The following is a 14756-nucleotide window of genomic DNA, read 5'->3' as shown; positions in this document are numbered from 1 at the left end:
CCCGGCACCGCACCTGGCCGCGAACCGTCAGACACGAGCCGGGGAGCGCTCTCCCGTACGTGCCGCGCGGGCCCGCGCGGCACGCGCCGCCGTCCAGCCGAGGCCCCCCGCCGCGATCAGGACCAGCACCGCCTCCGGTGCCGTGCCCAGCCGGGTCGCGGGCGTCCGCGACGAGCGCAGCGGCACCTCGGCCACCAGCGAGTCCGCGGTGAACATCCGGGTGCGGTCCACGACCCGGCCGTCCGGCATGATCACGGCGCTGACGCCGCTGGTGACCGGTACGGCGACCGTACGGCTGTGCTCGACCGCGCGGATACGGGACATCGCGAGCTGCTGGTAGGTCATCTCGCTGCGCCCGAAGGTGGCGTTGTTGCTCGGTACCGACAGCAGTTGGGCGCCGCCCGTGACGGTGTCGCGCACCGCCCAGTCGAAGGCCGCCTCGTAACAGGTGGCGATCCCGACCCGGGTGCCCGCCATCGTGAAGACGCCCGGTTCCGAGCCCCGGCTGAAGTCCTTGCGGACCATGTCGACGTCGCTGCTGAAGACGCTGATGACCGAGCGCAGCGGGATGTACTCGCCGAACGGCTGGATCTGCCGCTTGTCGTAGGTGTCGACGGGTCCCTTGTCCGGGTCCCACAGGACCTGCTCGTTCAGCAGCCGGCCGTCGTCCGACTCGACGACCGCGCCGACGGAGACCGGTGCCCCGATGGCGGTGACGGCCCGATCGATCGCCTCGCGCGCGTCGTCGTTGCGGAACGGGTCGATGTCGGACGAGTTCTCCGGCCACAGCACGAAGTCGGGCTGCTTCGCGCGGCCCGCCCGCACCTCGTCCGCGAGCCGCACGGTCTCCTTGACATGGTGGTCGAGGACGGCCCGGCGCTGGGCGTTGAAGTCCAGGCCCATCCGCGGGACGTTGCCCTGGATCACGGCGACGGTCGCCGTGCCGTCCTCGGCCTCCGCGCCGACGAGCGGACGCGCGGCGAAGGCGGCGGCGAGCGGGAGGACCACGGCCACCGCGGCGGCGACGGCGGCGGCCCGGCGTACGCTCCGGCCGCCCCGGGCGTCGGCGGCCAGCCGTACCGCCTCGTACAGCCCGAAGCCGCACAGGGCGACGGCGAAGCCGAGGACCGGGGTGCCGCCGAGGGCGGCGAGCGGCAGGAACGCGCCGTCGGCCTGGCCGAAGGCGACCTTGCCCCAGGGGAAGCCCTCGAACGGCACGCGCGCGCGTGCCGCCTCACCGGCGATCCACAGGGCGGCGGCCCACAGCGGCCAGCCCGGCAGCCGGGACACCAGCGCGGCCCCGGCGCCGACGAGACCGACGAAGAGGGCCTCGATGGCCACCAGCGCCACCCACGGGCCGGGGCCCACCTCGACCCCGGTCCACACCAGCAGCGGCAGCAGGAACCCGAGCCCGAAGACGTAGCCGAGGCCGAGCCCGGCCTTCCAGGACCGCCCGCGCACCGCCCAGCCGAGCCCGGCGAAGGCGGGCAGCGCGAGCCACCACAGGGTGCGCGGCGGGAAGCTCACATAGAGCAGTACGCCGGAGAGCGCGGCGACGAGGGTGGGCAGGAGCCGGTGTACGGCACGGGACGCGCGCGTGGAGGCCGCCTCGGTCGCGCCGGGCCGCTCCGGCTCGTCTGGCGGGGTGGCGGTGACGGTCACCCCGCGAGTCTACGGGTCGGGTCCCGGATACCTCCCGGGGGCAAGGCGCCCCCGGGAAGGGGCCCGTGGCGAACCGGACGAGGTCGGCACGGGGAGTGCCCAAAGCCGGTACCAGCGGTTACCGTGTGCCGCAGCCCTGGACGAACGGCCGGAGGGGGTCCGCCGCCGGGGCCCGTCATGACGTCGGGGGGCGACGGATGGGGTCTGCGGGGCGCGCGGGGACAGCGCGCGGGAGCGGCACGGCCGAGCGGTCCGCCGCGAGCACGGTACGGGCGGCCGACGCGCACGGCCCCACGTCCGACGCGGTCGGCATGATCCTGCTTGCGGCCTGTTCCGGCTGGGCGCTGATGACCGCGGCGGCGACCGGCGGACGGCCCGAGGGACTGCTGCTCGCCGTCCTCGCGATGGCCGCCGCCTATGCCGCGGGCCGGATCTTCGGGGCCGTGTTCCCGGTGGGCGCCCCGGCCGTCGGCGCGCTCGCCGGTGCCGTCCTCGCCTTCCTCCTCCCGCATCTGCGGGCCGCCCCCGAGGGTTCCTCGCCGCTGGGCCACGGGGGCGCGGCGGCGGCTCTGCTCGCGCTGGCCACCGGCGCGGCCTGCTGCGCGGCGTGGGCGGCACGGCACCGCGGGGCCCGCCGCGCGCTGTGGACGCTCGCCGTGCTGGTGACGCTGAGCGCCCTGCTCCTCGACTCGCTCGCGGGGCTGACCCTGTGCGCCGGGGTGCTGCTGATCTCCCCGGCCGCCGCCCGGACGGCCCGGCGGGCCCCGGCGCTGAGCTGCTACGGGCTCGCCGTCGCGGGGGTCGGGGCGGCGGCCTGGGCGGTCGCGGCCGATGTCCTCCCGGACGGGCTGATGAGTTCGCTGGAGGGCCAGCTCACCCCGTACCGGGTGCTGCTGTGGCGTGACGCGCTGGAGATGACACGGGACCACCCGTGGGCCGGGGTCGGTCCGAACCTCTTCGGCGGGCTGAGTCCGACGGTCGCGGAGTCGGTCGTCCCGGACGGACGGCCGCATTCGGCGCTGTTCCAGCAGGCCGCGGAGCAGGGGCTGGTGGGGGTGGCGCTGCTCGGGGCGGTGTTCTGCTGGGTGCTGCACGCCCTGGCGCTCTCACCGCGGCCGACCGGTGTGGTGCTGACGGCGGGAGCGTCGCTCACCGCGCTGGCGGCCCTGGCGGCGGTCGGGGACGCGCTGAGCTTCATGGTGGTGACGGTGGGCGCGGGGCTCCTCGCGGGGGTCGCGACGGCCCGGCCGCTGTCCCCGGAGCCCCTGCCGTCCGCCGCCGCGCCACCGGACTGACCGGGACGCCGCGTACGGATGCGGGGGCGCGCGCCCTGGGGCGGACGGCGGCCTACCTGGCGGGGCGTCCCCGGTCGGTGGATCAGGGTCGGACCGCTGTGGGGGCGACCGGGGTGGAGGGCGGGCCGAGCCGGGCGCGGATGATCCGGACGGCCGCCTCGGCGTCGTCCACGGTCACGGTGAACTTGCGGCCGTCGCCGAGGCTGAGCACGACGGCCTCGCCGCGGCGCACGATCACGGCCGTACCGATCTCGGGCCGCCAGCGGTAGCCCCAGCCGCCCCACTGCCGGGGGGTGACCGCGGGGGCGAAGTCGACACCCACGATCTGCGCCAGCGGGATACGGCGCCGGGGCAGTCCCATATGGCCGCAGCGGACCTCCAGGGAGTCGGCGTCGACGCGCACGGCCACATGGACGAACGCCACGGTGCCGAACAGGACGAGCAGCCCAGCCGCGATGCAGCCGACGACCGACATCACCAGGGCGAGGACGCCGCTGTCCCACTCGGAGACGACAGCAAGTTCGACGCCGAGCGCGATACAGGCGGCGCCCGCCAGGGCGAGCAGCCACTGCACGCGGTTGCTCGCTCGTCCGGTCCAGATCTCGTCGGGGCCCTCGGTGGGGCCCCGATCGCCGTGCGCGTGGTCCCTCATGCTGTCGAGCGTACCGACGAACAGCACCGGGGGCAGGGGAGCACGGAGGGTGACGGCGGGGCGCGCCCGGAGGCTATCGGGGCTGGCCCACGGCGGCCAGCAGCCGTCCCTCGACATACGCGAGGGCGCGTGTCGACAGGCTCGCCGGGCGTCCGCTGTGCAGGACTGTGACCGATCCGACAGGGGGCGCCTGCGGGTCGGGGCTCACCCCGATCCGGCGCAGCGCCTGGGCCGCGACGGCCCCGGCGGAGCCGTGCAGGATCAGCGGGGGCACCGGCTGGGACGGCGCGGCGGGCAGCTGGGCGAGGGGTGCGCGGACGGCGGCGCGGACGCGTTCGGCGACCAGTTCGTAGTGGGTGCAGCCGAGGACGACGGCGGTTACGCCGTTCGGGGTGCGGGCCGCCGCGGCGGCGACGGCGCGGTCGATCGCGTCCTCGTCGGCCTGCTCGATGGCGTCCGCGAGTCCGGGGCACGGGACCTCGGTGGCGGCGGCCCCGGCGGCGAACTCGGTGAGCAGCCCGCGCTGGTAGGGGCTGCCGGTGGTGGCGGGGGTCGCCCAGATCGCGAAGGCCGCGCCACCGGCGGCGGCGGGCTTGATCGCGGGGACGGTGCCGATGACCGGGAGCGCCGGTTCGAGGCGGGCGCGCAGGGCGGGCAGCGCGTGCACGGACGCGGTGTTGCAGGCGACGATCAGGGCGTCCGCGCCGGTCTCCGCGGCGGCCTCGGCGACGATCAGCGCGCGCTCGGCGACACCCTCGGGGGTACGGGGACCCCAGGGCATGCCGTCGGGGTCCGAGGAGAGGACGAGGTCGGCGTCGGGGCGCAGCCGGCGCACCGCGGCGGCGGCGGCGAGCAGTCCGATACCGGAGTCCATGAGCGCGATCTTCACCCGGTCACCATAGACGATGGGCATCGCCCGGCCCGGGGTCGTGGGGCAGACTGCGGCGGGTGAGCGTGTGGGTGTGGGTGACCGCTGTTTCTCTCGCCGCCTGGCTGTGGCTGCTGCTGGGCCAGGGCTTCTTCTGGCGGACCGATGTCCGGCTGCCGCTGGGGCGGGCGCCACGGGTGTGGCCGTCGGTCGCCGTGGTCGTCCCGGCCCGTGACGAGGCGGCGATACTGCCGCGGACCCTGCCGTCGCTGCTGACCCAGGACTATCCGGGGCGGCTGGAGGTCTTCCTGGTGGACGACGGCAGCTCGGACGGTACGGGCGAGCTGGCCCGCGCGCTGGCCGGGCGGTACGGGGGCGCCCCGCTCACGGTGACGTCGCCGGGTGAGCCGCCGGAGGGCTGGACGGGCAAGCTGTGGGCGCTGCGGCACGGGATGGCGCAGGCCCGGGAGGGCGCGCCCCGGTATCTGCTGTTCACCGACGCGGACATCGCGCACGGGCCTTCGAGCGTCCAGCGGCTGGTGACGGCGGCGGAGTCCGGCGGCTACGACCTGGTCTCGCTGATGGCGCGGCTGCGGATGGTGAGCGGCTGGGAGCGGCTGCTCGTCCCGGCGTTCGTGTACTTCTTCGCGCAGCTCTACCCGTTCCGCCGGGTGGACCGTCCGGGCGGGCGGTCGGCCGCGGCGGCGGGTGGCTGTGTGCTGCTGCGGTCGGAGACGGCGGAGCGGGCGGGGGTGCCGGAGGTGATCCGGGGCGCGCTGATCGACGATGTGTCGCTGGCGCGTGCGGTGAAGGCCGCGGGCGGGCGGATCTGGCTGGGGCTCGCGGACCAGGTGGACAGTGTGCGGCCCTGCCCCCGGCTGGCGGATGTCTGGCGGATGGTGTCGCGCAGCGCCTACGCGCAGCTGCGGTACCGCCCGGCGGTGCTCGTGGCGACGGTGCTGGGGCTCGCGCTGGTGTACCTGGTGCCCCCGGCCGCGGTCGTGCTCGGTGCCACGGGCACCGTGCCGGGTGCGGCACCGGTGGTCCTGGGCGGGCTGGCGTGGCTGGTGATGACGCTGACGTATCTGCCGATGCTGCGCTACTACCGGGAGAGCGCGTGGACGGCGCCGCTGCTGCCGTTCACGGCCCTGCTGTACCTGTTGATGACGGTGGAGTCGGCGGTACGGCACCACCGGGGGCTCGGCACGGGCTGGAAGGGCCGTACCTACACCCGGCCGGACCGGGTGCCCCCCGGCCGTCCGCCGGGGGAGCCGGGGCTGGCCGCCGGGGACGCCGGGGTGGCCCCGGGCGAGCAGTGACCGGGAGTGATCACCCGCGGGTGCGCTGTCGTCGTCCGTGATCCGTTTTCGGACGGGACGCGGATACCGCGGCGGTGGTCCTCGGCGCTTTCGGTGAACGCCGGACGGACACCGTGCGGATGGTGTGCGGATGAGGTGCTGATGACATGTTCGCTTCCATCGCCGCTGTTCACGGCCGGGCCCGCGTGAGCGGTTCCCTACGGTGCGGCGGTTCTTGGTGCGCCGTGTTCGCCGAACGGCGCGCGGACGCGCGGCGGGTGAACGGACGGATTTCCGGCCGACGGGGATGACCACTGGTCAACCGGCGGTAACCTGCCGGGAACTCCGCCTTTACAGGATTCCTACGCCCTCATGCGACCGATTTTCCCGGGTTCGCTCGGATTGGGTATCCGCGGCTACGACGAGCACGGAAAACAACCCTCTTATCGGTCTCCCCAACCAGCACATCGTGGGCTTAACTTAGGTGGCATGACCTCCCCCCGTTCCACCTATGGCGGCGGTTTCTACTCCGCGCCGTCCTTCCGGGACACCCCTATCTACGACTCCCTCGTCGCAGAGCGGGGCACACCTCAGATCGCCCCGATCCGGGTCCCGGCCGCGTACGACACCGGCAGTCACCATCTGCCCGCGCTGCCCTCCGCGCTTCCCGCGCTGCCGGCGGCCCCTTCTCCGCAGCAGTACCCGCAGCAGTACGGATACGCGCCGGCCGCGCAGCCCGCGCCGATGCAGCACCCGGGCCAGTACATCCCGCAGCAGCCGGGCGGCCCGCGCGGCTACCCCGGCCCGCAGCAGCAGCCCCGGCCGCCGCAGGGCACCGGTTACGAGGCCATGCGGCCCGCGGCCCCGCGGCCCGCTCCGGGTCCGACCCCGTACGAGGACCCGTACAACCGCCAGTACCGCGGTTACTGACGGGCGCGGGCGGGGGTTCGTCCGACCCTGCTGGCAGGATGGGTGCATGGCGAAACCAGTGCTTGTGTCCCTGCGTGTCCACCCGGTGAAGGCGGTTCAGGGCGAGACGCCCGACGAGGCCGTCGTGGAACCGTGGGGACTCGCGGGCGACCGCCGCTGGATGCTCGTCGACGAGGGGGCGAAGGTCGTCACCCAGCGCCAGCAGGCCCGGCTCGCGCTGGTGCGCGCGCGCTCGCTGTCCGGTGGAGCCGTCCGGCTGTCCGCACCCGGCCTCGCGCCCGTCACGGTGCCCGTGCCGGAACCCGGCGCGACGACCCCGGTGCAGATCTGGCGCGACAAGGTCGAGGCGGTGTCCGCCGACGACGCCGCGCACACGTGGTTCAGCGAGTTCCTCGGGATCCCGGTCCGGCTGGTGCACATGGACGATCCGGCGGTCCGCCGCTCGATCGACCCGGGGTACGCCCGCGAGGGGGAGACCGTGTCCTTCGCCGACGGATTCCCGCTGCTGCTCACCACCCGCGCCTCGCTCGACGCGCTGAACGACCTGGTGGCGCAGGGCACGCACGCCTCGGAGGGCCCACTGCCGATGGACCGGTTCCGGCCGAACGCCGTGGTCGACGGGACGGACGCGTGGGCCGAGGACGACTGGCGACGGATCGCGATCGGTGAGGTCACCTTCCGCGTCGCCAAGAAGTGCGGGCGCTGTGTGGTGACGACGACCGACCAGCGCACCGCCGAACGCGGCCGGGAACCCTTGCGGACCCTCGCCCGGCACCGCCGCTTCGGCGATCAGCTCGTCTTCGGGCAGAACCTCGTCCCGGAGAACACCGGCACCCTGCGGGTGGGCGACCCCGTCACCGTCCTGGGGTGACGTCCCGCGCGGTACGGCCCCGCCGGGGCTGGTGATTTCGCTCTCTCTTCGTGATTCCCCGGCGCGGACGGCGCCATGACGGGCTATCACGGACAGGGAGAGGGAGGGGCGCGGGGTGCGAGCGATGGTCGGAGTGTGGCGCTGGCGGCACAACCCGTTGCGCCGCCGTACGGACGCCGTCGAGGCGTGGCTGGCGCTCGGGGCCCTGCTGCTGACACTGTGCGCGGCACCGGTGGCGGGTGTCCTCGCCGGGTCGGCGGCCGAGCGGAGCCTGACGCAGTCGGTGCGCGAGCAGCACCGGGAGCGGTACCGGACGACGGCGACCGTGCTCCGGGTGACGCCCGGCCGCGCGGCGCTCCCGGAGGACGACGAGGACGGCAGGGTCACGGCCCGCTGGACGGGTCCGGACGGCACGCCCCGGACCGGCCCGGTCGCCTCCGGCCTCGATGCCCCGCGCGCGGGGAGCCGGTTCCCGGTATGGACCGATCCACGGGGCCGGATCACCGCCCCGCCGATGGCCCCGGACGCGGTCACCGTGCACGCGGTCCTCGCGGGCGGGTGGACCGTGGCGGTGCTGGCCGCGTTGGTCGACGTCGTGCGGCGGCTGGCCGTCGGTGAGTTGGTGCGCCGCCGGTACCGGCGTCTCGACCAGGCGTGGGAGCGGGCCGGTCCCGACTGGGGCCGGACGGGCACGGGCCGCTGACCGGCCTTCCGCTCCGGTCAACTCGGCTCCCCCGTACACGCTACGGTGGACCGGCCGAGGTCTTCGGCAGCACTCGCGACACCCGCGTACGACGAGGTGGGGACAGAACAGCGCCATGGCACAGGGCACGGTCCAGGTGACGCACAGCGGTACATCACGGTGGCGGCGCCGCACGGGTGAGTACCCCTCCCTCGCCGCGGCGCTGGAAGCCGCGGGGGACGGCGACGTACTCACCGTCGCGCCCGGGACCTACCGGGAGAACCTGGTGATCCAGCGCGCGGTGACGCTGCGCGGCCCCGAGGGGTCGGCGGGTTCGGTGCGGATCGCGCCGGTCGACGGGGTGCCGCTCACCGTGCGCGCCCCGGCCGCCGTCCAGGACCTGCTGCTGGAGGGCCAGGACTCCGCCTCCCCGGCGCTGCTCGTGGAGGACAGCGCGCCCGAGCTGTCCGATCTGCGGATCGTGACCCGGTCCGCGGTGGGCATAGAGGTGCGCGGGGGCGCGCGGCCGACGGTACGGCGCTGCACCGTGGACAACCCGGCCGGGATAGGTATCGCGGTCCTGGACGGCGGGGGCGGTGTCTTCGAGGAGTGCGAGGTCGTCGCGGCGGGACAGTCCGGGATAGCCGTCCGCGACGGCGGACGCCCCCGGCTGGAGCGCTGCCGGGTGCACCACGCGTCGGGTCCCGGCATCTCGGTGACCGGTGAGGGCTCGACGCTGGAGGGCTTCGGCTGCGAGGTGTACGAGGTCAAGGGCTCCGGTGTGCAGGTCACCGCGCGGGCCACGGCCCATCTGACGGACTGCGACGTGCACCGCACGACCGCCGACGGGATCACCCTCGACACGGACGCGGTGCTGACCCTCGCGGACTGCCGCATCCACGACATCCCGGAGAACGCGGTCGATCTGAGGTCGCGTTCGGTGCTGACCCTGACCCGCTCCACGGTGAGCCGGTTCGGCCGCAACGGTCTGTCGGTGTGGGACCCGGGCACCCGGGTGGACGCCCATCAGTGCGAGATCCACGACAGCACCGGCGACTACCCGGCGGTGTGGGTCAGCGACGGCGCCGCGGTCGTCCTCGACTCGTGCCGGGTCCGGGACGTGCCCGACGCGCTGTTCGTACTGGACCGCGGCTCCCGCGCGGATGTCGTCGACACGGATCTCACCCAGGTGCGCAACACCGCGGTGTCGGTGAGCGACGGGGCGACGGCCCAGCTCGACGACTGCCGCATCCGGGAGGCCGCGACCGGCGCGTGGTTCCGCGACCACGGCAGCGGCGGCACCCTCGCGAACTGCACGGTGGACACCGTGCAGACCGGGGTCATCGTGACCAAGGGCGCCGACCCGACCATCGAACGCTGCACCGTCACCTCCCCCGCCGAGGCGGGCTTCTATGTCTCGGCGGGCGGCCGGGGCACCCTCGTCGGATGCAAGGTCACCGGCAGCGGCGGGTACGGCTTCCATGTCATAGACGGCTGCCGTACGACCCTGCGCAAGTGCCGTACGGAGCGCTGCGCGCGCGGCGGGTACGAGTTCTCCGAGGACGGGCCCGTCGCCGAGGACTGCACCAGCGACGAGAGCGGCGGGATACACAGGACCAGCACACCCGATCCGCTGCCCAGAGCCGCGGCGACGGCCACGGTCTCCGGTTCGGTGGGACTCCTGTCGGCCGGCCCGGCGCCACGCGCGGTCCCGGCGGTCGCGGAACCGCCCGCCGAGCCCGCGCGGTCCTCGGACGCCGTGCTCGGTGAACTCGACACCCTGGTCGGTCTGGAGAGCGTCAAGCGCGAGGTACGGGCGCTCACCGACATGATCGAGGTCGGCCGGCGCCGGCAGCAGGCGGGCCTCAAGGCCGCCTCCGCACGACGGCACCTGGTCTTCACGGGCTCCCCCGGTACCGGCAAGACGACCGTGGCCCGGCTGTACGGCGAGATCCTCGCCTCCCTCGGGGTGCTGGAACAGGGGCATCTCGTGGAGGTGTCCCGGGTGGACCTGGTCGGTGAGCACATCGGGTCGACCGCGATCCGCACCCAGGAGGCGTTCGACCGGGCGCGCGGCGGAGTGCTGTTCATCGACGAGGCGTACGCGCTGTCACCGGAGGACTCGGGCCGGGACTTCGGCCGGGAGGCGATCGACACCCTGGTGAAGCTGATGGAGGACCACCGGGAGGCCGTGGTCGTCATCGTCGCGGGGTACACCGCCGAGATGGAGCGGTTCCTGGCGACCAACCCGGGTGTGGCGTCGCGTTTCTCCCGGACCATCACCTTCAACGACTACATGCCCGACGAGCTGCTGAGGATCGTGGAGCAGCAGGCGGAGGAGCACGAGTACCGGCTCGGCGAGGCGGCGCCGGAGGCGTTGCTGAAGTACTTCACGGTCCTGCCCAAGGGCCCCGCCTTCGGCAACGGCCGCACCGCGCGGCAGACGTTCGAGGCGATGGTCGAGCGGCACGCGGGCCGGGTCGCCCAGCTCGCCGAGCCCAGCACGGACGAGCTGACCCTGCTCTACCCGGAGGATCTGCCCGACCTGCCGTGACCCGCCCCGACGGCACCGTACGGACCGTATGGTCCCGGCCGTCCGGTCATCCGGCTCCGACGGGCGGCTCCGGCGCCTCCCGCGGCTCGTACGGCCGCTCGGCGGGCCGGGGCGCGGGCAGCGTGCCCGGACGGAGGCGGCGCAGCAGTCGCGCGCGTTCCTCCTCGAACGCCGGGTCGGCCTGGTAGTCGGAGTGCCCGAGGACGGGTGCGGGCAGCGGGTGCTCGGGAGTACGGCCGAAGGCCAGCGGGTCGCGCAGCGCGGGGCGGTCGACGGCGGGTCCGCAGGAGCCGGTCAGCCGGACCGGACCGCCGATGGGGTCGGTGTCCCGGTACAGATTGCGCCAGCAGTCCACCTCGCGGTGCAGCGCGTCCAGCGCGGCCGGGCCGAAGCAGGACGGGAACCAGCGCCCGTACAACCGCTCCAGGGGCGAGCCGTAGGTGAGCAGGGCGACCCGGGCCCGGACGTCGGGGGCGAGCTGCCAGGCCGCCGCGGCGGCGAGGACACTGCCCTGGGAGTGTCCGGAGATGACGAGCCGGCCCCGGGTGGCGCGGGTCCAGGTGTCGACCCGCCAGGTGAGGTCGGGCACGGCGCGTTCCGCGTAGCAGGGCGGTGCGAAGGGGTGCGCCGCGCGGGGCCAGAAGGTGCCGACGTCCCAGAGGATGCCGATCGTACGGCGGGCCCGTGGGTCCCGGTAGGCACGTCGGCCCCAGGCGACGAGCAGCAGGAACCCGGCTCCTATGAGCCACGATCCGGCGGCCTGGGCCGTGTCGGCGGCGCCCGCCACGAGATCGGGGGTGCCCTGGGCCGCGTCCCCGGGCACCTCACCGGTCCCCCAGGCCCCGGCGAGGGCGAACGCGCCGAACAGCAGCGTCGTCACGGCCAGCGCCCCGACGGCCACCGGGGCCCGGTCGGTGAGCGCGGCCCCCGCACGGGTCAGGGCGATCCGGCGGGCCCGTGCGGTGTCCCCGGCGGGCGGGGCGTACGGGTCGCCGGGGTCGGCCGGGTGCTCGTCCGGGTAGTCCGCGGGTACCCGGGGGGCCTCGGCGCGGGCCCGGCGCAGCGTGGCGACGGACAGCCGTACCAGGACCAGGGCTATGACCAGCAGCAGCGGGGGGATCACCGACGCCTGCCAGGTGAGCAGGACCGGCGGGCCGGGCAGGGGACCCGCCCCGCCGGGGGTGCCGGAGCCGTCGAGCCAGTCCGCGACCCGCTGGGCGACGCCACCGGTCATCACCCCGCCGAGGGCGCAGGCCAGCACCGCGACGGCGGGGCCGCCGAAGCCGCGCAGCGCGGTGCGCGGCGCGGGTCCCGCGCGGTACAGCAGACGGGCGGTCACGGCGAGCGCGAGGACGAGGACGCCTTGGAGCAGCATCAGGGCGCCGAAGGCCGTGTCCCCGGGAAGCCTTCCACCGGACCGCCAGCCGGGCCGGGGCCACAAGGCGTATCCGGCGGCGAGGACGAGCACGGCGAGGGCCGCCGACGGCAGGAACCGTACGAGGGGACCGTCCGGGTGCCGGTCGAGGTGGCGTTCGCTGCGGCCCCGGCGGCAGATCACAGCGACGGCGACGGCCGCCCCGGCCACGATCACGACGAGCAGCAGGAGCCCGGCCGCGCCGAGCCAGGGCGGGCCTCCGGAGCGGAGGTCGAAACGGCCGACGGGGGTGGCGACGGCGGCGGCGACGGTGAGGAACGCGGCGGCCGTGTGCGCGGCCCGGAGCCGGGCCACCAGCCGCCGCCCGTACCAGAACCCGGGCCGGGCCAGGGGGGTGGTGCCGGCGTCGGGTGCCCCGGGGGCGGGGTGCGCGTGGTCGGTGGGGTGGTCCGGGTGGTGTTCGGCGCGGGCGGTGGGGTGCCCGGTGGGGTCCGCGCGGTCCGTGGGGTCAGTGCCGTGGTCCGGGCGGCGGTCGGTGCGGTCGGTGGATCGGTTCGCGCCGTGCGCCGGGCCGGGAACACGGGCGGCAGACGCGGCACGCGGGGCGGAGGCGGGTCCATCGGCGGAAGCGGTCGCGTGCGAGGTGCCGTCGGGCGACCGGGTGCCGTCGGGCGGTGAGGTGCCGTCGTCCGGCGGGTCGGTGAGGGGTGGGCCCGGGGGTGGGGGTTCCGCGGACTCGTAGACGCTCCAGGTGCGGTGCGACAGGTACCAGAGGAGGCCGGTGACGGCGGCCGGGACCAGCGCGGCGAGCGCGAGCCGGCGGCCGGGCCCGGACCACCAGCCGCCCGGGTCGAGGTCGGGCGACAGGAAGCGGAGCCAGGAGTACCGCGCGGCACACGCGCGTGTGCCCGCGCACTGCCAGGCGACCAGGTCGAGCGCGACCTGGCAGACGGCGGCGACGAGCAGCACCGTGAGGCTCAGCGCGACGAGCCGCACCAGCAGCCCGTACCCGCTGGCCGTCCGGTCGCGCCCGTGGGACGGCGGCCGCATCCAGTGGGCGAGGTTGACGACCATGAACGGCAGCAGCAGGAGCCACAGGGCGCGGCTGCCGCTGCCGGAGGTCAGATTGGACCAGACGTACGCCTCCGGGACCGGCCGGCCGTCCGGCGCGCACGAGCGCCGTTCGGCGTCGAGGTCGACGAAGCGGCGGTGGACGGCCGCGATGCCGTCGCCGGTGACCCGGACCGTGTGCGGGTCGTCGAGCATGCCCGTGGCCGTGGCCCCGCCGACCCCGTGGACCAGGAGTTCCAGGGCCGCGCCCGGCGCCGGACGAGGTGCCGCGAGTGGTGCCGTGGGTGGTGAGGACGCGCGTTCCGCAGGCTGCATGACGCTTCCCCCGAGGCGGGTAAATCGTGTGAGGCAGCCAGAATCGCGCGTACCGGGAGCGGGTGCACCGGTCATGACGGAATCTCCCCGAATGAGGTGAGCTTGTGGGTGTCCGGCGCGCCCCCGTGCCGTCGGGCGTGTCAGTGCCTCGTGCGAGGATGGGGGGTCCTCGGGGATCTCGGGTCCCCCCGGGAGAGGAGACGACGCGTGGCGCGAGGGGAGCACGGCGCGGGGAGCCGGGCGACGTGGTCGGCCGCCTCCGACGGGCAGGGGCGTGACGGACGTGAGTGAGAACCAGAACCTCCTCGCGGAGCAGCGCCGCGCCCTGATCGTGGACGAGGTGCGCCGCCGCGGTGGTGTCCGGGTCAACGAACTCACGCGCAAGCTCGGGGTGTCGGACATGACGGTGCGCCGCGATCTGGACGCCCTCGCCCGGCAGGGCGTGCTGGAGAAGGTGCACGGCGGCGCGGTCCCGGTGGTCGAGGCGAGTACGCACGAGCCGGGGTTCGAGGCGAAGTCCGCGCTGGAGCTGACCGCCAAGGAGGACATCGCGCGGGCCGCGGCGGCGCTGGTCGTACCGGGCACGGCGATCGCGATGTCGGGCGGCACCACCACGTACGCGCTCGCCCAGCGCCTCCTCGCCGTCCCGGAGCTGACGGTGGTGACCAACTCCGTGCGGGTGGCGGACGTGTTCCATGTGGCGCAGCGCGGCGCTGGTCGTACCGGTTCGTCCACGGTGGTGCTCACCGGCGGGGTGCGTACGCCGTCGGACTCCCTGGTGGGCCCGGTGGCCGACCAGGCGATCGCGGCGCTCCACTTCGATGTGCTGTTCCTCGGGGTGCACGGGATATCGGCCGAGGCGGGGCTTTCGACCCCGAACCTCGCGGAGGCGGAGACGAACCGCCGGCTGGTGCGTTCCGCACGGCGGGTGGTCGTGGTCGCGGACCACACCAAGTGGGGCACGGTGGGCCTGAGTTCCTTCGCCTCACTGGACCAGGTGGACACTCTCGTCACGGACACCGGGCTGCCCGCCGAGGCGCGGGCGGAGGTGACCGAGCGGCTGCGGCGGCTGATAGTGGCGGGCGAGGACGCCGAGGGCGGTGCAGACATCCGCGAGGCGGCCCATTAGGGTGACCCTGCTCATCGCTGAAGCGGGCGCCGTGTTCCGGCGCCGGACTCTGTG

General features: G+C 75.0%; 11 protein-coding genes. 7 read left to right on the top strand and 4 right to left on the bottom strand.

Features of this window, described 5'->3' with window-relative positions:
• Window positions 1-27: 27 nt before the first annotated feature.
• Window positions 28-1662 (bottom strand): apolipoprotein N-acyltransferase, encoded by a 1635-nt coding sequence (gene lnt, locus OG711_RS34335; protein ID WP_329562495.1) that lies wholly within the window; start codon window positions 1660-1662, stop codon window positions 28-30.
• 197 nt (window positions 1663-1859) lie between these two features.
• On the opposite strand from lnt, the gene OG711_RS34330 reads away from it, so the two are divergent.
• Window positions 1860-2957: an O-antigen ligase family protein gene (locus OG711_RS34330; protein WP_329562492.1), complete on the top strand. Its 1098-nt coding sequence runs from the start codon at window positions 1860-1862 to the stop codon at window positions 2955-2957.
• 82 nt (window positions 2958-3039) lie between these two features.
• Here the strand turns inward: OG711_RS34330 and OG711_RS34325 are convergent, their stop codons facing one another.
• Together OG711_RS34325 and OG711_RS34320 are read right to left on the bottom strand one after the other, a co-directional pair.
• Window positions 3040-3609 (bottom strand): hypothetical protein, encoded by a 570-nt coding sequence (locus OG711_RS34325; protein WP_073795960.1) that lies wholly within the window; start codon window positions 3607-3609, stop codon window positions 3040-3042.
• A 73-nt stretch (window positions 3610-3682) separates the two neighbouring features.
• Entirely contained in the window at window positions 3683-4498 is an 816-nt protein-coding gene (locus OG711_RS34320; RefSeq protein WP_405646924.1) for a glutamate racemase, read from the bottom strand.
• 59 nt (window positions 4499-4557) lie between these two features.
• Between OG711_RS34320 and OG711_RS34315 the strand changes: the two genes are divergently transcribed.
• The 5 genes from OG711_RS34315 to OG711_RS34295 all read left to right on the top strand — a co-directional run bounded on the left by OG711_RS34315 (window position 4558) and on the right by OG711_RS34295 (window position 10812).
• Window positions 4558-5796 carry a glycosyltransferase gene (locus OG711_RS34315; RefSeq protein WP_245877066.1) on the top strand — a complete coding sequence of 413 codons (1239 nt, stop codon included), beginning with the start codon at window positions 4558-4560 and terminating at the stop codon, window positions 5794-5796.
• A 468-nt stretch (window positions 5797-6264) separates the two neighbouring features.
• Entirely contained in the window at window positions 6265-6705 is a 441-nt protein-coding gene (locus OG711_RS34310) for a DUF6643 family protein (protein WP_073795840.1), read from the top strand.
• A 46-nt stretch (window positions 6706-6751) separates the two neighbouring features.
• Window positions 6752-7576 carry an MOSC domain-containing protein gene (locus OG711_RS34305; RefSeq protein ID WP_329562488.1) on the top strand — a complete coding sequence of 275 codons (825 nt, stop codon included), beginning with the start codon at window positions 6752-6754 and terminating at the stop codon, window positions 7574-7576.
• Between the two features lie 115 nt (window positions 7577-7691).
• The gene (locus OG711_RS34300; protein ID WP_329562486.1) at window positions 7692-8279 is read left to right on the top strand and encodes an Rv1733c family protein; all 588 of its coding nucleotides are present in this window, start codon (window positions 7692-7694) and stop codon (window positions 8277-8279) included.
• 115 nt (window positions 8280-8394) lie between these two features.
• Window positions 8395-10812, top strand: coding sequence for a right-handed parallel beta-helix repeat-containing protein (locus OG711_RS34295; RefSeq protein ID WP_329562484.1), 2418 nt, complete (start codon window positions 8395-8397; stop codon window positions 10810-10812).
• A gap of 46 nt (window positions 10813-10858) precedes the next feature.
• On the opposite strand, the gene OG711_RS34290 is transcribed toward OG711_RS34295, so the two are convergent.
• Window positions 10859-13573 (bottom strand): hypothetical protein, encoded by a 2715-nt coding sequence (locus OG711_RS34290; protein ID WP_329562482.1) that lies wholly within the window; start codon window positions 13571-13573, stop codon window positions 10859-10861.
• 283 nt (window positions 13574-13856) lie between these two features.
• Here OG711_RS34290 and OG711_RS34285 point away from each other — a divergent pair, with 283 nt between their 5' ends.
• Complete coding sequence (locus tag OG711_RS34285; protein ID WP_266512424.1) at window positions 13857-14702, top strand: DeoR/GlpR family DNA-binding transcription regulator; 846 nt, start codon at window positions 13857-13859, stop codon at window positions 14700-14702.
• Window positions 14703-14756 lie beyond the last annotated feature (54 nt).

It is taken from the genome of Streptomyces uncialis (assembly GCF_036250755.1).
Classification (GTDB): Bacteria; Actinomycetota; Actinomycetes; order Streptomycetales; family Streptomycetaceae; genus Streptomyces; species Streptomyces uncialis.
Note: the sequence above shows the minus strand (reverse complement) of the source record. Positions and strands in the feature narration are given on the sequence as shown.